The organism is Pseudomonas edaphica, assembly GCF_965277385.1.
Classification (GTDB): Bacteria; Pseudomonadota; Gammaproteobacteria; order Pseudomonadales; family Pseudomonadaceae; genus Aquipseudomonas; species Aquipseudomonas edaphica.
Genome location: NZ_OZ255725.1, coordinates 1,656,790 through 1,675,271 on the forward strand (window position 1 = coordinate 1,656,790; position 18,482 = coordinate 1,675,271).

Genomic DNA, 18,482 nt, shown 5'->3' on the forward strand with positions numbered 1-18,482 from the left:
CGCGGGCAAGCCCGGCTCCCACAGGAGGAATGCGGCCCCTTGTGGGAGCCGGGCTTGCCCGCGATGAGCATAGGTATCTACACAACTTTTAAAAGCAGCCTATTTCTCCTGTGGCGAGCAGGCTTGTCCTGCGTTGGGCTGCGAAGCAGCCCCAAAAACAGACGCTGAGTACTTTCAGCAAAATTGCCGTGCCTGTACTGGGGCCGCTTCGCAGCCCAACGCAGGACAAGCCTGCTCGCCACAACAGCCCACCTGCCACAGACTTCGTGTTAACCGGTTGTGTAGATACCTATGCCGCGATGAGGCCCACAGGGTTTGCTCACTTCAGTGGCGTGCGCAGGTAGTCAAACAACAACCGGCTCACCGGCGACAACTGCGCTTCATCACGCACCACCACAATCAAGCTGCGATCCGACCACGTGTCGGTCAGCGGCACCGCATGCAACCCCAGCGCGCGACCAAACAGCTCATAGGCCTTTTGCGGCAGGATACCGATGCCCATATTCGCCTGGACCATCCGGCACATCGCATCAAACCCCGGCACATGGATACGCAGGCGCAGCATCTTGCCGGCCTCACGCGCAGCGGCATGGGTACGCATGTTGATCGAACTGGCGGCGTGCAGGCCGACGTAATCGCTGCCCAGGGTTTCCTCGAACGCCAGGGTTTGGCGTGCGGCCAAGGGATGCTCCGCCGGCATCAACACCACCAGCTTGTCATGGCGATACAGCACACTGGGCAAGCCTTTGGTGTCAGTGTCGCTGGAGCAGATGCCCAGGTCTGCCACCCCGTCCAGCACGCCCTGGACCACGCCGTTGCTGGGGCGCTCTTCCAGATCAGTCTTGACCTCGGGGTGCCGTTGGGAAAAGTCGCGCAGGTCTTCCGGAAGGAACTGAATGATCGCCGACAGATTCGCCAGCATGCGCACATAACCGCGCACGCCGTGGCTGTGTTCGCCCAGTTCAAGGCCCATTTTCTCGACGTTGAACAGCATCTGCCGCGCATGGTGCAGCAATGTTTCGCCCGCCGCAGTCAGGTCCATGCCCTTGGCACGGCGCACGAACAGGCTCACGCCCAATACCTGCTCCAGCTCCATCAGGCGCTTGCTGGCTGCCGACACGGCGATGGCTTCACGGGCCGCAGCGCGGGTCAGCGTGCCTTCTTCAAACACTGCAACGAACAGTTGCAGAGTGATCAGGTCAAGGCGACGCACCAGGCTTTTGTGCAGCATCAGCGCGGCTCGCTGGCCAGGCGATTGATCTCGGCCTGCTCCACCACGGCTTGCGGCGCGCCATGACGCGCCGCCGCCAACATCGCCAGGCCGACGGTCTCGGTGCTCACCACCCAGCTCGGTTTGACCCGACGAAAAAACGACAACAGCGGCCCGAGCACGGTATAGAACGATTGATACAGCGGCGTTTTCGAGCGCACGCCATGCAACGGCTGAATCACCCCGGGCCGAAACAGGTACACCGCCTTGAACGGCAAGCGCAGCAAGGCGTTTTCGGTCTTGCCCTTGACCCGCGCCCACATCGACTTGCCCGCCTCGGAGCTGTTGGTGCCGGCGCCGGACACATAGATAAAGGTCATCTGCGGATTGAGCCGCGCCAAGGTACTGGCCGCGACCAGGGTGAGGTCATAGGTGAGGTGGGTGTACTTGGCTTCATTCATGCCCGCCGACGACACGCCGAGGCAGAAGAAGCATGCATCAAAGCCTTGCAGCAGGTTTTCCAGCGGTTGGAAGTCCAGCATGTCACTGTGCAACACCTGGTGCAGCTTGCCGTGCTCCTGGGTCAGCGGCGTGCGGCCGACGGCGACCACTTCCTGCACGTCAGCGGCCAGCAGGCACTCACGCAGCACGCCTTGGCCGACCATGCCGGTGGCGCCGAATAATAGAACTCTCATCAGGGGACCTCAGCGGCAAGCCGCAAGCTTCATGCTCAAGTTAAATACCGTTCAACTTGTAGCTTAACGCTTGCGGCGTGCGGCTGCCGCCTTTAGAACGCGCTGCGAAATATCTCCTCAATTTGTCGCTGATCCGCCCGGCGCGGGTTGGTCAGACCGCAGGCATCCTTCAACGCATTGGTGGCCAGCAGCGGAATATCCTGCAACTTGGCGCCCAACTCGCGCAAACCGGCCGGGATCTCAACGTCATGGGCCAAGGCGCGAATAGCGACGATGGCCGCCTGGGCGCCCTCTTCCGGGGTGATGCCCTTGATATCGGCACCCAAGGCGCGCGCCACGTCGCTCAAGCGTTTAGCGCACACGCTGGCGTTGAAGCTTTGCACATGTGGCAGCAACACCGCGTTGCACACGCCGTGGGGCAGGTCGTAGAGGCCGCCGAGCTGGTGGGCCATGGCATGCACAAACCCCAGCGAGGCATTGTTGAAGGCCATCCCGGCGAGGAACTGCGCATACGCCATGTTTTCCCGCGCGGCTTTGTCGCTGCCATCACGCACCGCCAGACGCAGGTTGGCGCTGATCAGCTCCATGGCCTTGATCGCACAGGCATCGGTGATTGGCGTGGCGGCCGTCGACACATAGGCTTCGATCGCATGGGTCAGCGCATCCATGCCAGTGGCCGCCGTCAGCCCCTTGGGCATGCCGACCATCAGCGTCGGGTCGTTGACCGACAGCAGCGGCGTGACATTGCGGTCGACGATGGCCATTTTCACATGGCGGGTTTCATCGGTGATGATGCAGAAACGGGTCATCTCGCTGGCCGTGCCGGCGGTGGTGTTGATCGCCACCAGCGGTAACTGCGGCTTGCTCGACTGATCGACACCTTCATAGTCGCCGATGTGCCCGCCGTTGGTGGCGCACAACGCGATGCCCTTGGCGCAGTCATGGGGCGAACCGCCGCCCAGGGACACCACAAAATCACAGGCGGTGGCCTCCAGCATCGCCAGGCCTTTCTCGACGTTTTCCACATTGGGGTTGGGCTTGGCGCCGTCGTAGATCACCGAGTCAATGTCCTGCATCGCCAGCTTCTCGGCGATCATGCTGGCCACACCGGCCTTGGCCAGCCCGGCGTCGGTGACGATCAGCGCCTTGCGAAAACCGTAGTTGCGGATGGCCGTCATGGCTTCGTCGAGGCAGTCGGTGCCCATGATGTTGACGGCGGGAATAAAAAAGGTGCTGCTCATGGTCAATCCTCGGAGGCGGTATGCCGACAGAATCAACCGCTAACGCGTGGCGCATCTTGATCAGGATCAACGCCCGCTCATGATAAAGTCACCACCCAGCCGATTTCGAGTAGACCCGCCGCAATGAAGGATTTCCAGGATATTGACGCCCACCTTGAAGACTGGAGCGCACTGCGCAGCGCCATCGACTTCAATGGGATTCTGATCGGCAATGGCGCCAGCCGTGCGATTTGGGAAGACTTTGCCTACGACTCGCTGTTCGAAAACGCCCGCACCGTCGAAGAAAAGCCCCTGAGCCCATCCGAACTCAGCGTGTTCGACGCCCTGCAAACCCGCAGTTTCGAGCAAGCGCTGGGCGCCTTGAAGACCACCAGCCGGGTCAACAAGGCACTGGCGGTCAGCTCGGCGGCGCCGCGCAACCGCTACTACGCAATCAAGGAAGCGCTGATCAACACCATCCACGCCGTGCACATTCCGTGGCGCCTGGTGCAGCCGTCGACACTGGCGACGATCAACACTGAACTGAAGCATTACGCGACGGTGTTCACCAGCAATTACGACTTGCTCAACTACTGGGCAATCCTGCACACGCCGGGCATCGACGACCTGTTCCGCAGCGCCGACGCCAGCTTCGACCTGCGCAACACCCGCACCGACGCCACACGCATCCTCTACCTGCACGGCGGCCTGCACCTGGTGCGCAACCTCGACGGCACCGCGCGCAAATTGCCGACCACCGAGAGCACCTTGCTCAGCAGCTTTGCAATAAACAACACGATCAAGACGTTGGACGATGTGCCGCTGTTTGTCAGTGAGGGCAAGGTGGAGGAGAAGCTCAAGACCATTCGCAGTTCGGATTACTTGTCGTTCTGCTACGAGCAATTGCTGAGTCATGAAGGCGCGTTGTGCATCTTCGGCCATGACTTGGGGGCTCAGGACAGCCACTTGGTAGACGCGATTCGCCAGGCCAGACTCACGACCCTGGCAATCTCGGTGTCGGGGCGCAGTGACGGGTTTATCCGCCAGCAGAAGCGCCGGTATTCGCAGTTGTTTGACGGCAGTGGCGTGGAGCTGAAGTTCTTTGCGGCGCGTACGCATCCGTTGGGTAATGCCGCTTTGTCTGTGCCGGTCGAACGCTGATCCACTGAACAACGAAGATCAACTGTGGGAGCTGGCTTGCCTGCGATAGCGGTGTGTCAGTTAAGACAGTACTGACTGGCCCACCGCTATCGCAGGCAAGCCAGCTCCCACAGTGACTGTGTTCCAACCTGGGAACACGGTCACTCGTCGCTGCTGTGCACCACCACCAGCAACTGCGCCTGCACCTCTCCCACCGAGCGAATTCGGTGAGGTTTCTGTGCATTGAAGTGCAGCGCGTCGCCCCGCTCCAGAATCACCCGCTCGTTCATGAAGTCCACTTCCACCTGGCCTTCGTGCACAAACAAAAACTCCTCCCCCAGATGCTCCTTGAAGGTCTTGTCGGTGAATTCTGCCGGCGGGTAAATGATGAACGGCAGCAGGCTGCGCTCGCTGACCTGATGGGCCAACACGGCATAACCCGGCGCGGTGTCGGGACGTTCGTGGCTGCGCACCAGGCTGTAGCTGTCGAGGCTGACGTTGTCTTCGCTGAACAGTTCTTCGACCTTCACGTTCAACGCCTTGGCCAGTTTCAGCGCGGCAGCAATCGACGGTGTGTTGAGCCCACGCTCGACCTTGGACAGATAACTCTTGGTCATCCCGGACTTTTCGGCCAGCGACTCCAGGGTTACGCCAAGTTTTTTTCTCAATAGTTTCAAACGGATAGACATGTGCTGCGGTTAATCCCTGCAGAAAAGGCAGAATCACGCTTGCCAATGACACAATGTGTCATATAGCATCTTTAGTGTCATTTGCTCTAACCCAAAGGACACCGATATGGCCAAGACATTAGCACTTCCCAAAGACCAACTGGTCAAGCAAGCACTGATCCAGATGCAAAACAGCCTGGCGGATAATACGTGGACCGACCGGCAAAAGCTGGCGCTCACTTGCCGCATCCTGTTCGAACACGGACACGACTCCGGCCTGGCCGGGCAGATCACCGCACGTGGGCCAACGCCTGGCACCTATTACACTCAGCAACTGGGCCTGGGTTTCGATGAAATCACGGCCAGCAATCTGTTGCTGGTCAACGAAGACCTTGAAGTACTCGAGGGGCATGGCATTCCCAACCCGGCCAACCGTTTTCACACCTGGGTATACCGTGGGCGGCCGGATGTGAACTGCATCATCCATACGCACCCCACGCATATTGCCGCGCTGTCGATGCTCGAAGTGCCGCTGCAGGTGTCGCATATGGACCTGTGCCCGCTGTACGAAGATTGCGCCTTCCTGGAAGCCTGGCCGGGCGTGCCGGTGGGCAATGAAGAAGGCGAAATCATCACAGCAGCTTTGGGCGACAAGCGCGCAATTCTGCTCTCGCACCACGGTCAGCTGTCCACCGGCGCAAGCATCGAGGAAGCCTGCGTGATCGCGCAGTTGATCGAACGGGCGGCCAAGTTGCAGTTGCTGGCAATGTCGGCGGGCACCATCAAGCCGATCCTGCCGGAGTTGGGTCGCGAGGCCCATGACTGGATCTCCAAGCCCAAGCGCCACGGCGCCGCGTTCAACTACTACGCCCGGCAGAACCTGCGCAAACACGCCGATTGCCTGAACTGATTGCCCTTTTTCAAGCGGAGACCTCCCATGTCCAACCCCACTATTCACGGCATCATCGGCTACACCATCACCCCGTTCAGCGCCGACGGCCAGCGCATTGACCTCGACGCCCTCGGCCGTTCAATCGACCGCCTGATCGACAGCGGCGTACACGCCATCGCGCCTTTGGGCAGTACCGGTGAAGGCGCGTATTTGAGCGATGCGGAGTGGGATGAGGTCAGCGCCTACAGCCTTGCGAAAATCGCCAGGCGCGTACCCACAGTTGTCAGCGTGTCTGACTTGACCACCGCCAAGGCCGTGCGTCGCGCCCGTTATGCCGAAGCCAATGGTGCCGATGTGGTGATGGTGCTGCCGGCCTCGTACTGGAAACTCAGCGAAGCGGAAATCCTCGCCCACTACGCTGCGATTGGCGACAGCATCGGCGTACCGATCATGCTTTACAACAACCCGGCCACCAGCGGCACGGACATGTCGGTGGACTTGATCCTGCGCATCGTCAAGCAGGTGGCGAACGTGACCATGGTCAAGGAGAGCACTGGCGATATTCAGCGCATGCACCAATTGCGCCGCCACAGCGACGTGCCGTTCTACAACGGCTGCAACCCGCTGGCGCTGGAAGCCTTCGCGGCGGGTGCCAAGGGCTGGTGCACGGCGGCGCCGAACCTGATCCCGCAGCTGAACCTGGAGTTGTATGACGCGGTGCTGGCCAATGACCTGAATAAAGCGCGGGAGCTGTTCTATCGCCAGTTGCCGTTGCTGGAGTTCATCCTCAAAGGCGGTTTGCCGGCGACGATCAAGGCCGGGTTGCGGCTGACCGGCCTGGAGGTAGGCGATCCACGCTTGCCGGTGTTCCCGTTGGGTGAGGCCGGGATCGAACAGCTCAAAGCATTACTGCGCTAAAACCACGGCCTCCTGTGGGAGCTGGCTTGTCGAATCGTCGCTATCGCAGGCAAGCCAGCTCCCACATTTTTGAACCCATGAACCCGTTACATAGAGACAAATGACAATAGTTCTCGATATCATTCGCGACTTATCTACGTCGTGCTTCCTCAAGAAGGATATCCATGTCTCGTCCCAAGCCCGACCCGTTGTCGGCCGATGCCTTTCGCGGGTTTTATGCAGATATCCTGCATTTCCTGCGCAAACGCACGGACAACGCCAGCGACGCGGCGGACATGACCCAGGATGTCTTCACCCAGTGGCTGGACTACCGCGACCGCGCCAAGGTCGAGCAGCCACGGGCGTTTCTGTTCCAAATGGCGCGCAACCTGTTGCGCGATCACTGGCGTAAACAGAAGGTACGCCAAAGCGCTCACTCCGACCCGGCCGACGCTGACACGGAGCCGGTCACCGACGCGCAAAACGACCCCATGGCCGCCGCGCAGCGCCTGCAACGCCTGGAACGGTTGAAAGAAGTCCTTGCCGAACTCTCGCCCCGCAGGCGAGAAGCCCTTATGCTGCACCGCTTCGAAGGCTTGAGCCAGGCGCAGATCGCCGAGCGCATGGGCATTTCGACCAGCATGGTAGAAAAGCACATCGCTTTTGCCCTGCTGCATTGCAAGCGACGCCTTCAACCAGAACCCGGCACGGAGCAGCCAGAATGAACCGCCTGAGCGACATTGACGCCCTGGACATCGAGGCGAGCGACTCCATCGATGCCCAAGCCGCCAGCTGGTTTGCCCGCAACCGCAATGGCGCAGCACGGGCCGAGCGCAAAGCCTTTGCCGCCTGGCAGGCAACGCCCGCCCACGCCCGCGCCTATGCCGAGTTCGAACAACTGTGGGACGACCTCGCCCAACTGCAGCAACTGAACAAACCCGTGCCACTGCCCCCGCGCAAACCGTCGATAGTGCGCCCTGCCCTGGCCGTGGCCGCCGCACTGGTCTGCGCCGTGCTGACGACGAATATCGGTGCGCCCCGCGCGCTGTTCCACAGCCAGATTGCCGGGCACGCCAAAGGCATGCGCACCCTCGCCTTGCCCGACGGCAGCACGCTGTATGTGAACGCCAACACCCATCTGCGCGTGGATTTCAGCGCGCATCAACGCATCCTGCACCTGGACAAGGGCCAGGTCTTTATCGAAGTTGCCGCCGACAAAGAGCGCCCGCTCTACGTGCAAGCCGGCGAGGCCAATGTGCGGGTGGTCGGCACCGGGTTTGACGTGCGACGCAGCCAGCAACAACTGGTGGTCAGCGTCGCCCACGGCCAGGTCGCCTTCGAGCCGGACGCCAAAAGCCCGGTGGCGTTGCTTAGCGCCCAGCAACGTGCCACGTACAGCTACGCCAAGGGCACCGTGCAGCAACAGACACTCACCACCGAAGAAGTGGCCGACTGGCGCAGTGGGCACCTGTCGTTTCGCAATCGGGAGTTGGCCAGCCTGATCGATGAACTGAGCCTCTACCGGCCTCAAGCACCCTTGCAGGTCAACAAAGCCGTGGCGCAACTGAAGGTCTCGGGCAATCTGGATGTGAATGACCCAGACGCCCTGCTCAGCGCCCTGCCCGCCCTGCTGCCGGTTAAAACCGTGGCCTCGGCCGATGGCATAGTCAGAATCGAACCGCTCAAGTAAAGCCTGCAAAAATCACACTTGAGAATATTTTGCATTCGCATGTGTGGTTTTTTGCAGCTGCCCCGTCTTCCTCCCGACTGTGTTGGATACGCACACCTTTTGGCTATTTAGCCACCCCGGGGGATTTCATGTTTCGCGCGCCTTGCCACGCTCCGCACCTGTTTCTTCGACCGACCCTTATTGCCACCTGCATGGCCTTGAGCCTCAACGCCCAGGCCGAGTCGCTCAGGCTGCAACTGCCTGCCCAATCGCTGGCCACGTCCCTGAGCTTTGTCGCGCAGCAGGCGAAAATCCAGCTGTTGTTCGATGAGACACTGCTCAAACACGTGCAGGCACCGGCGCTCAACGGTGAATTCAGCCCGGAAGTGGCGATTCGCAGCCTGCTGAAAAACGGCGAGTTCACCCTGATCAAAGTCGGCAGCACCTACGTGGTGCGCCCCGACGAGGGCAAGACCACCCACAGCGGCGCCATCCAGCTGGATGCCCTCAGCGTGATCGGCACCGGTAACGAAGTCGACTCCAGCACCGTCAACCGCTCGACCATGACCCAGGCCGACATTGACCGCTACCAATCCAACAACATCCCCAGCCTGTTGCAGACCTTGCCCGGCGTGAGCCAGGGCGGCTCACTGAAACCTGGTGGCCAGACCATCAATATTCGAGGTTTCGGCGATGCCGAAGACGTGCCGATGACCGTCGACGGCGCCACCAAAACCGGCTTTGAGCGCTACCAGCAAGGCACCGTGTTTATCGAGCCGGAGCTGATCAAGAGCATCGAGGTCGAGAAAGGCCCCAACTCGCCGTTCACCGGCAACGGCGGCTTTGGCGGCACGGTCAACATGACCACCAAGGACGCCCCGGACCTGCTGCAAGACGGTCGCAACAGCGGCGCGATGCTCAAATACGGTTACTCCAGCAACGACCACGAACAGATCTACAGCAGTGCCGTGTACGGCCGCACCGACGACGGGCGTTTTGACGCGCTGGCCTACCTGACCCAGCGCGACGGCGGCGACATGAAGGTGGCCGCCAAACTACCCAACGACAACAACGAATACCCGGTCAACCCTCAGCGCCTGCCCAACAGTGCCCAGGATGTGGACGGCAAACTCTTCAAGGTCAACGCCCACTTCACCGAGGAGCACAGCGTTGGCCTCTCTTACTCGCGCTCCCACAGCAACCGCTGGACACCATTCTCCGCCGCCAGCTACCCGACGCCGCCGACCCAGGCCAACATCGACCGCTACGGTTACGAAAACGCGCTGAAGCGTTTTTTAGCCCAGCGTGACACCACTGACACCACCTGGTCAGGCAAGTACGAATACACGCCGGTGAATAACCCGCTGATCGACCTGACCGTCAAATATTCCCAGTCCAATACCGACCAGACCGACGAACGCGACGCCACCGCGTTTTTCCAACTGGCCACCGGCGGGCGCAAGATGGACACCGCCTACACCGACAAGAACCTCGACATCCGCAACGTCAGCCTGTTTGACACCGGCCCCTTGCAGCATGCGGTGACCGTCGGCGGGCAAATCCGCAAGCACATCCGCGAAACCGAAATGTGGATGCCCGGCACCACCTACAACACCGCGCGCTACAACTACGGGCACTTCCAGCCGGGTTTCATGCCCCACGGCAAGGTCGACACCAACAGTTTCTTTGTCCAGGACGCAGTCACCGTGGGCGACGTGACCATCACCCCGTCGCTGCGCTACGACCATGTGCGCAACCGTGGCGAAGGCAATGACGCGCCGTACTACAACAACCCGAATCCGTCCTTCGGCCACGATTACAGCGACCGCACTTACACCGGCTGGTCGCCGCGCCTGGCGCTGTTCTGGAACGTCACGCCGAACCTGGGGCTGTTCGCCAACTGGAGCAAGACTTGGCGTGCGCCGGTGATCGACGAGCAATATGAAGTGCAAGGCCTGGGCAGCCGCACCGCCACCAGTGTCGACCTCGACCCGGAACGCATCACCTCGATCACGTTGGGCGGTGTCACCAGCTTCGACCACCTGATCGCCCAGAACGACAACCTGCAAGTGCGCGCCACACTGTTCCACAACAAAGTCGAAGATGAAATCTTCAAGGCCACTGGCGTTGGTTGCCAAAACCAGGCCGTCAACGGCGGCACCATTGCCAACGCTTGCCCGCCTGGGGCGATGTCCAACTACCGCAACATCGGTGGCCTGACCATCAAGGGCTTTGAGCTGGAGTCCTTCTACAACTCCACCTACCTGTTCGGCTCGGTGTCGTTCGCCTACGCCAAGGGTGAACACGAAGGCGCGTACACCAACCCGTGGGGGCCGGATGTACCGGCACGTGACATTCCACCGACCAAATGGGTGCTGGTAGTGGGCACCAACATCCCGGCCTGGGATGCCCAGGTGGGCTGGATGGGCCAGTTCATTGGCGCGACCGATCGCTTGCCGAGTGACAAATATTCCGGCGGCCCGGGCAGCAGTTTGGGCGACCTGTTCTACGACCAGTACGGCAACAAGGCCTACAACACCCAAGGCCTGTTCGCCAAATGGAAACCGCAACAGGCCTACCTCAAAGGCACCGAGGTGAACTTCACCGTGGACAACCTGTTCAACAACAACTTCCGCCCGGCCTTGAGCGGTGATCGTGCCTACACCAAGGGCCGCGATGCGAAGGTCAGCATTACGCGGTTCTTCTAAAGACCAGGGTGACGCCATCGCAGGCAAGCCAGCTCCCACAGAAGATCTCGGTCAACCAGGCAATAGAGATCAACCCCAGGCAAGCCAGCTCCCACAGGAGATCTCGGTCCGCCAGACAATAGAGATCCAATGTGGGAGCCGGGCTTGCCCGCGATGGCGCCGTGCCTGCCAGCTTAAAGATTGAAACTGTACGGATAAATCTGCGACCAGCTGTAGGCCCTTAATCAGCGGGGGTTGTGGCTAGATGGGCTTCCCTTGAAGCCCTCCAGATTCTGGTCCCCACTCATGAGCTCGCGCGAAAACACCGGCATGGCCCTCGGCCTGCTGGGCGTCGTCATCTTCAGCCTGACTTTGCCCTTCACCCGTATCGTGGTGCAGGAAATCCACCCCTTGCTCAATGGCCTCGGGCGCGCCTTGTTCGCGGCGATCCCGGCAGCAGCGCTGTTGTTGTGGCGACGCGAGCGCTGGCCAACCTGGCGCCAGGTGCGCGGACTGTGCCTGGTGATTGCCGGGGTGATCCTGGGTTTCCCGGTGTTATCGGCCTGGGCCATGCAAACCTTGCCGGCGTCCCATGGCGCGCTGGTCAACGGTTTGCAACCGCTGTGCGTGGCACTGTATGCGGCGTGGCTGTCACATGAGCGGCCGTCAAAAGCCTTCTGGGCCTGCGCAGCGCTGGGCAGTGCGTTGGTGCTGAGTTATGCGTTGATCACCGGCGCGGGCAGTATCCAGGCCGGCGATTTGCTGATGCTCGGCGCGATTGCCGTGGGCGGCCTGGGGTATGCCGAAGGCGGCCGGTTGGCCAAGGAAATGGGCGGCTGGCAAGTGATCTGCTGGGCGCTGGTGCTGTCGACGCCAGTATTGATCGGCCCGGTGTGGTACTTGGCGGCGCAGCATCAAGGCGCGATTTCCATGCGCACCTGGTGGGCGTTTGGGTATGTATCGCTGTTCTCGCAGTTTTTGGGGTTCTTCGCCTGGTACGCCGGGCTGGCCATGGGCGGCATTGCGCGGGTCAGCCAGATTCAGCTGTTGCAGATCTTCTTTACCATCGCGTTTTCGGCGTTGTTCTTTGGTGAACATATCGAGCCGATTACCTGGGTGTTTGCGTGTGGGGTGATCGTGACGGTGATGCTCGGGCGCAAGACGGCGGTGCAGCCTGCACCGGCTTGTGTGGGAGCTGGCTTGTCGAATCGTCGCACCGCTGCGATGCAGACACCTCGGTCTATCAGCAAACCCAGGTGATGCCATCGCAGGCAAGCCAGCTCCCACAGGAGACCGCATTCAGTTCAAGAAGCCATCCGCGCGCAGCAGGGTTTCCAGGCAGTGTTCGCTGATGTGGTAGAACGCCTTCAGCTCCTGGATTTTTTCCAACAGTTGCGCATTGTCCACAGGCTCGGTGCGCTTGACCGCCAGAATCATCTTGTTCTTGTTGGTGTGTTCCAGCGAGATGAACTCGAACACCTTGGTCTCGTAGCCACAGGCTTCCAGGAACAACGCACGCAAGCTGTCGGTGACCATTTCCGCTTGCTGGCCCAGGTGCAGGCCGTACTGCAGCATCGGCTTGAGCAGCACCGGGCTCTGGATCTGCAGGCGGATCTGTTTGTGGCAGCACGGCGAGCACATGATGATCGACGCACCGGAACGGATGCCGGTGTGGATCGCGTAGTCGGTGGCGATATCGCAGGCATGCAGGGCGATCATCACATCCAGTTCGCTGGGCGCCACACTGCGCACATCACCACACTTGAACACCAGCCCCGGATGCTCCAGGCGTGCGGCGGCGGTGTTGCACAGGGTTACCATGTCTTCACGCAATTCCACACCCGTCACTTCGCCCTCGGCCTTGAGGGTGTTGCGCAGGTAATCGTGAATGGCGAACGTCAGGTAGCCCTTGCCCGAACCGAAATCCGCCACGCGCACCGGCTGGTCAAGCTTCAACGGCGATGAGGTCAGCGCATGGCTGAACACTTCGATGAACTTGTTGATCTGCTTCCATTTGCGCGACATCGATGGGATCAGCGCCTGCTTGGTGTCGGTGACGCCCAGGTCCGCGAGGAAGGGTCGGCTCAAGTCGAGGAAGCGGTTTTTCTCGCGGTTATGCTCAGCCGAAGGCGCCTCGCGCAATTGCTGCGGCTTGCTTTTGAACAACGAGCTTTTGTTCTTTTTGCTGTATTCCAGCTGGGCTTCGTCGGTCAGCGACAACAGGTGCGCATTCTTGAACGACGCCGGCAGCAGCGCGGCAATTGCCGCCACGCCTTCGGCCAGCGGGAAGTTCTTGGTAATGTCGCGGGTCTTGTAGCGATAAACAAAGGACAGGCACGCCTGCTCCTTGACCACGACCTGCTTGATGATCAGCCGCTGCAACTCGGCTTCTTCGCCGACGTACTTGGCCAGCACCAGCTTGATAAACGCGTTCTGCGCGAGGCTTGCGCTCAGCAGTTCGATGAACTGGGCGTGATGATCCGGCGCAGGGCTGGCAGGTTGAGCGGTGACAGACATGAACAAAAACGCCTCGGGCAAAGAATGCCGGGCATTTTAGGGGGGATGAAGGTTTAGGGCACGGGGTTATTTGATCAACGGTCGCTCAGCCGCCGCAAATCAAATGCGGGAACCACTTTTCTCTGGGAACTGACTTATGTGGGGGCTGGCTTTTGTGGGAGCTGGCTTGCCTGCGATGGCATCACCTGGGTTTTCTGATGGACCGAGGTGTCTGCATCGCAGGCAAGCCAGCTCCCACATAAGCCAGCTCCCACACAAGCCCGGCTCCCACAGAAAAGCAGCTATTCCAGCACTATCAGGCGGTTAGGCAGCTCATTACGCGTCTGCGTCACCGGCACATGCACCTTCAGCAACTCACCACACGCTTCGATGCAGGCAATAAACCCCGCCAGCGTCTGCCCCTGCTTCACCTGCTGGGTGAATGCCTTGACGATCTCATCCCAACTGCTGTCATCCAGGTGCCTGGAAATACCATCGTCCACCAGAATCTCCACATACCGCTCCGCCTCGCTGACAAAAATCAGCACGCCGGTGCTGCCCAGCGTGTGGTGCAGGTTTTGCTCCAGGAACTGTCGACGGGCCAGGTTCGATGCACGCCAGTGGCGTACCGAACGCGGAATCAGGCGGGTGGTGACCTTGGGCAGGCGAAACACCAGGCACAACACAATGAAGGTCGCCCATTGCGCCAACAGCAAGGTGTACATGGTCAGGTAGCCCGACAGGTAGTGCACGATGCCAGGCACCACCAAGGCGATCAGGCTGGCCCACAGCAGCGGGATATAGGCGTAATCATCCGCGCGCGCGGCCAGCACGGTGACCAGCTCGGCGTCGGTGGTTTTTTCGACGCGTGCGATCGCTTCGGCGACTTGGCGCTGCTCGTGTTCAGTCAGTAATGCCATGGTTGTAGATGCTCTGTTCTAGTTATTGTCATTACCAGCCACCTGAGGCACCACCGCCGCCAAAACCACCGCCGCCGCCTCTGAAGCCACCACCGCCGCCCCCGCCACCGCCGCCGCGTCCACTGCTGCTGAGAATCGCCAGCAGGATAGCGCCAACGGGCAGCCCCAGCCGATTACACAGCCACAACACGCCGATCAGCAGGATGAACAAACCGATGGAAAACCCCGGATTATCCTTGGCAAAATTCGCATCCGCCACATGCGCCGGCACGGCCAGCGGCTCGCCGCCCACCACCTGAATCATGGCCGCAACGCCGTCGCTGATGCCCTGGCTGTAATTACCGGCCTTGAACTTGGGCGCGATCACCTGGTTGATGATCACCCACGACTGCGCATCGGTCAGCACGCCTTCGAGGCCATAGCCGACTTCGATGCGCAATTTGCGCTCATCGCGGGCGACGATCAACAGCGCGCCGTTGTCCTTGCCCTTTTGGCCGATGCCCCACTGGCGGCCCAATTGATAACCGTAGTCCTCAATGGGCACGCCCTGCAGGTCAGGCACAGTGACCACCACGATCTGGTCACCCGAGGTTTGCTCCAGCGCCTGCAATTGCTGGGTCAGCTGCGCACGTACCGCCGGGTCGATCATCTGTGCGGTGTCCACCACCCGCCCGGTCAAGGCCGGGAAGGTCAGCGCCGCCTGGGCCACGCCCACGCAGGCCAGCAGCCACAGCGCCAAGCCTATCCGTAATAAACGCATCGACACCTCAGAGAAGCCTTATTTGAACTTCACTTGCGGCGCTTTATCGGCGTCGGCACTGGTGGCTTCAAACGTGGCGCGGATCGGCAAGTCGCTGTACATCACGCTATGCCACAGGCGGCCGGGGAAGGTGCGGATCTCGGTGTTGTAAGCCTGCACCGCCTGGATAAAGTCGCGACGGGCCACGGCAATACGGTTTTCGGTGCCTTCAAGCTGAGACTGCAACGCCAGGAAGTTCTGGTTGGCTTTGAGGTCCGGGTAACGCTCGGACACCACCATCAGACGGCTGAGTGCGCCGCTCAAACCGTCTTGAGCCTGTTGGAACTGCTTGAGTTTCTCGGGGTTGTCGAGGGTGCTGGCATCCACTTGGATCGAGGTGGCCTTGGCCCGCGCCTCAATCACAGCGGTGAGGGTGTCTTGCTCATGGGCCGCATAGCCCTTGACCACTTCCACCAGGTTGGGAATCAGGTCGGCGCGGCGTTGGTACTGGTTCTGCACCTGGCCCCAGGCCGCCTTGGCCTGTTCGTCCAGGGTCGGAATGGTGTTGATGCCGCAACCGCTCAGCACCGTGCTGATCAGTAGCAAAGCCGCGGCCTTGAAGCCCCAGCGGTAATGTTGTGCTGCTTGCATAGTGTTTCTCCTGCCCAATCTGGATGGAATGTGACGACTAACCCTATAAACCGCGCGCTTGGGGCATAATCCGCCACCACTGGATTGCGTCGAGCCAATCAGCTAAAAAGATGCCCAGCGCGAATAAGAGTTCACAAGTGTGGTGCATTTACTGCAATAACACTCGAACAACAACATAGGTTCCCCCACATTTTGGCAGACCAGCGCATTTTCGCTGTGCAGTAGCCGAAAAAGGATATTCATGAAAAAGCTGTGTTTGCTCGGCCTTGTTGCCACTCTGGCCACCCACCCCGTCTGGGCAGAAACAAAGCCTGCTGCGCTTAAAGACAAGGACGCCTTCGTCAGCGACCTGCTCAAGCAGATGACCCTGGATGAAAAGATCGGCCAATTGCGCCTGATCAGCATCGGCCCGGAAATGCCCCGCGAGCTGATCCGCAAGGAAATCGCCGCCGGCCGCATCGGCGGCACGTTCAACTCGATCACCCGCCCGGAAAACCGTCCGATGCAGGACGCGGCCATGCGCAGCCGGTTGAAGATCCCGATGTTCTTCGCCTATGACGTGATCCACGGCCACCGCACCATCTTCCCGATCAGCCTGGCCCTGGCCTCCAGCTGGGACATGGACGCCATCGGCCGCTCCGGGCGCATCGCCGCCCAGGAAGCCGCTGCCGACAGCCTCGACATCACCTTTGCGCCGATGGTCGACATTTCCCGCGACCCGCGCTGGGGCCGCACCTCCGAAGGTTTTGGTGAAGACACCTACCTGGTCTCACGCATTGCCGAAGTGATGGTCAAGGCCTTCCAGGGCGTAAGCCCGGCTAATGCCGACAGCATCATGGCCAGCGTCAAGCACTTCGCCCTGTATGGCGCGGTGGAAGGCGGTCGCGACTACAACGTGGTCGACATGAGCCCGGTCAAGATGTACCAGGACTACCTGCCGCCGTACCACGCGGCGATCAAGGCCGGTTCCGGCGGCGTGATGGTGGCTTTGAATTCGATCAATGGCGTACCGGCCACCGCCAACACCTGGCTGATGAACGACCTGCTGCGCAAAGAGTGGGGCTTCAAAGGCCTGGCCGTGAGCGACCATGGCGCGATCTTCGAGCTGATCAAGCACGGCGTGGCCAAGGACGGGCGTGAGGCTGCCAAGCTGGCGATCAAGGCCGGCATCGACATGAGCATGAACGACTCGCTGTACGGCAAGGAATTGCCCGGCCTGCTCAAATCCGGCGAAATCGAGCAAAGCGACATCGACAATGCGGTGCGCGAAGTGCTCGGCGCCAAGTACGACATGGGCCTGTTCAAAGACCCGTACCTGCGCATCGGCAAGGCCGAAGATGACCCGGCCGACACCTATGCCGACAGCCGCCTGCACCGCAGCGATGCGCGCGATATTGCACGCCGCAGCCAGGTCTTGCTGAAAAACCACAACAACACCCTGCCGCTGAAAAAATCCGCGACCATCGCGCTGGTAGGCCCGCTGGCCAAGGCACCGATCGACATGATGGGCAGTTGGGCCGCCGCCGGTAAGCCTGAACAATCCGTCACGCTGCTGGACGGCATGAACGCTGTAATCGGCGACAAAGGCAAAATCATCTACGCCCGTGGCGCCAACATCACCAATGACAAGGCCGTGGTCGACTACCTCAACTTCCTCAACTTCGATGCGCCGGAAGTGGTGGATGACACCCGCCCAGCCCAGGTGATGATCGACGAAGCGGTCAAGGCCGCCAAGGCAGCCGACGTAGTGGTCGCCGCCGTGGGCGAGTCCCGTGGCATGTCCCACGAGTCTTCCAGCCGCACCGACCTGAACATCCCACAAAGCCAGCGCGACCTGATCAAGGCGCTCAAAGCCACCGGCAAACCGCTGGTCTTGGTGCTGATGAACGGCCGCCCGCTGTCGATTGTGGATGAAAACAAAGAGGCTGACGCGATCCTGGAAACCTGGTTTGCCGGCACTGAAGGCGGCAACGCCATCGCCGACGTGCTGTTCGGTGACTACAACCCATCGGGCAAGCTGCCGATCACCTTCCCACGTTCGGTGGGGCAGATTCCGACCTACTACAACCACCTGAGCATCGGCCGGCCGTTCACCCCAGGCAAGCCGGGCAACTACACCTCGCAGTACTTCGATGACGTTACCGGGCCGCTGTTCCCGTTCGGTTATGGCTTGAGCTACACCACGTTCAGCCTGTCGGACATGGCACTGTCGTCCACCACCCTGAACAAGACCGGCAAGCTTGATGCCAGCGTCACCGTGAAGAACACCGGCAAGGTCGATGGCGAAACCGTGGTGCAGTTGTATATCCAGGACGTGGCCGGCTCGATGATCCGCCCGGTTAAAGAGCTGAAGAACTTCCAGAAAGTCATGCTCAAGGCCGGTGAAGAGCGCACTTTGCACTTCACCATCAGCGAGGAAGACTTGAAGTTCTACAACACTCAACTCAAGTTCGCGGCGGAACCGGGCGAGTTCAATGTGCAGATCGGGTTGGACTCCCAGGATGTGCAGCAGCAGACGTTCGAGTTGTTGTAACACTTGCGGCCCCCTCTTTTTTAAGAGGGGGCTTGCGGTACTTGCCCGCCTCAATCAGCAAAAAG

Annotated in this window: 16 protein-coding genes; 8 read left to right on the top strand and 8 right to left on the bottom strand. The window is 60.6% G+C overall.

The features are described 5' to 3' along the window. Positions 1-319: 319 nt before the first annotated feature. From ACQY47_RS07480 to yiaY, 3 genes are all read right to left on the bottom strand, one after another. Positions 320-1,231 (bottom strand): LysR family transcriptional regulator, encoded by a 912-nt coding sequence (locus ACQY47_RS07480; RefSeq protein ID WP_099548614.1) that lies wholly within the window; start codon positions 1,229-1,231, stop codon positions 320-322. Beyond that, entirely contained in the window at positions 1,231-1,905 is a 675-nt protein-coding gene (locus ACQY47_RS07485) for an NAD(P)H-binding protein (protein WP_138453635.1), read from the bottom strand. The genes ACQY47_RS07480 and ACQY47_RS07485 overlap by 1 nt, the downstream gene beginning before the upstream one ends. A 92-nt stretch (positions 1,906-1,997) precedes the next feature. Then, positions 1,998-3,146 carry an L-threonine dehydrogenase gene (yiaY, locus tag ACQY47_RS07490; RefSeq protein WP_017137278.1) on the bottom strand — a complete coding sequence of 383 codons (1,149 nt, stop codon included), beginning with the start codon at positions 3,144-3,146 and terminating at the stop codon, positions 1,998-2,000. 123 nt (positions 3,147-3,269) lie between these two features. Here yiaY and ACQY47_RS07495 point away from each other — a divergent pair, with 123 nt between their 5' ends. Beyond that, positions 3,270-4,286: a DUF4917 family protein gene (locus tag ACQY47_RS07495; protein ID WP_017137277.1), complete on the top strand. Its 1,017-nt coding sequence runs from the start codon at positions 3,270-3,272 to the stop codon at positions 4,284-4,286. A 140-nt stretch (positions 4,287-4,426) separates the two neighbouring features. On the opposite strand, the gene ACQY47_RS07500 is transcribed toward ACQY47_RS07495, so the two are convergent. Beyond that, positions 4,427-4,954 carry a helix-turn-helix domain-containing protein gene (locus tag ACQY47_RS07500; RefSeq protein WP_017137276.1) on the bottom strand — a complete coding sequence of 176 codons (528 nt, stop codon included), beginning with the start codon at positions 4,952-4,954 and terminating at the stop codon, positions 4,427-4,429. Positions 4,955-5,060: 106 nt separating this feature from the next. Between ACQY47_RS07500 and ACQY47_RS07505 the strand changes: the two genes are divergently transcribed. From ACQY47_RS07505 to ACQY47_RS07530, 6 genes are all read left to right on the top strand, one after another. Further along, positions 5,061-5,843 carry an aldolase gene (locus ACQY47_RS07505; RefSeq protein ID WP_017137275.1) on the top strand — a complete coding sequence of 261 codons (783 nt, stop codon included), beginning with the start codon at positions 5,061-5,063 and terminating at the stop codon, positions 5,841-5,843. Between the two features lie 27 nt (positions 5,844-5,870). Further along, entirely contained in the window at positions 5,871-6,743 is an 873-nt protein-coding gene (locus ACQY47_RS07510; protein ID WP_428556742.1) for a dihydrodipicolinate synthase family protein, read from the top strand. Between the two features lie 164 nt (positions 6,744-6,907). Continuing rightward, a complete protein-coding gene (locus ACQY47_RS07515) occupies positions 6,908-7,447 on the top strand; it encodes an RNA polymerase sigma factor (RefSeq protein ID WP_428556744.1) in 540 nt (179 codons plus the stop codon). Further along, positions 7,444-8,412 (top strand): FecR family protein, encoded by a 969-nt coding sequence (locus ACQY47_RS07520; protein WP_428556746.1) that lies wholly within the window; start codon positions 7,444-7,446, stop codon positions 8,410-8,412. The genes ACQY47_RS07515 and ACQY47_RS07520 overlap by 4 nt, the downstream gene beginning before the upstream one ends. Before the next feature lie 128 nt (positions 8,413-8,540). Next, positions 8,541-11,099: a TonB-dependent hemoglobin/transferrin/lactoferrin family receptor gene (locus ACQY47_RS07525; RefSeq protein ID WP_428556748.1), complete on the top strand. Its 2,559-nt coding sequence runs from the start codon at positions 8,541-8,543 to the stop codon at positions 11,097-11,099. 285 nt (positions 11,100-11,384) lie between these two features. Further along, complete coding sequence (locus ACQY47_RS07530) at positions 11,385-12,338, top strand: DMT family transporter (protein WP_428556750.1); 954 nt, start codon at positions 11,385-11,387, stop codon at positions 12,336-12,338. Positions 12,339-12,377: 39 nt separating this feature from the next. On the opposite strand, the gene ACQY47_RS07535 is transcribed toward ACQY47_RS07530, so the two are convergent. The 4 genes from ACQY47_RS07535 to ACQY47_RS07550 form a co-directional block, all read right to left on the bottom strand. After that, positions 12,378-13,595, bottom strand: coding sequence for a class I SAM-dependent methyltransferase (locus tag ACQY47_RS07535; RefSeq protein WP_428556752.1), 1,218 nt, complete (start codon positions 13,593-13,595; stop codon positions 12,378-12,380). A gap of 281 nt (positions 13,596-13,876) precedes the next feature. Then, the gene (locus ACQY47_RS07540) at positions 13,877-14,494 is read right to left on the bottom strand and encodes a TPM domain-containing protein (protein WP_186618408.1); all 618 of its coding nucleotides are present in this window, start codon (positions 14,492-14,494) and stop codon (positions 13,877-13,879) included. Positions 14,495-14,525: 31 nt separating this feature from the next. Next, positions 14,526-15,254, bottom strand: a complete 729-nt coding sequence (locus tag ACQY47_RS07545; RefSeq protein WP_026013717.1) for a TPM domain-containing protein — start codon at positions 15,252-15,254, stop codon at positions 14,526-14,528. Between the two features lie 18 nt (positions 15,255-15,272). Further along, positions 15,273-15,884 carry a LemA family protein gene (locus tag ACQY47_RS07550; RefSeq protein ID WP_017137266.1) on the bottom strand — a complete coding sequence of 204 codons (612 nt, stop codon included), beginning with the start codon at positions 15,882-15,884 and terminating at the stop codon, positions 15,273-15,275. A 241-nt stretch (positions 15,885-16,125) separates the two neighbouring features. On the opposite strand from ACQY47_RS07550, the gene bglX reads away from it, so the two are divergent. Beyond that, positions 16,126-18,417, top strand: a complete 2,292-nt coding sequence (gene bglX, locus ACQY47_RS07555; RefSeq protein WP_428556755.1) for a beta-glucosidase BglX — start codon at positions 16,126-16,128, stop codon at positions 18,415-18,417. The last annotated feature ends 65 nt before the right edge of the window (positions 18,418-18,482 follow it).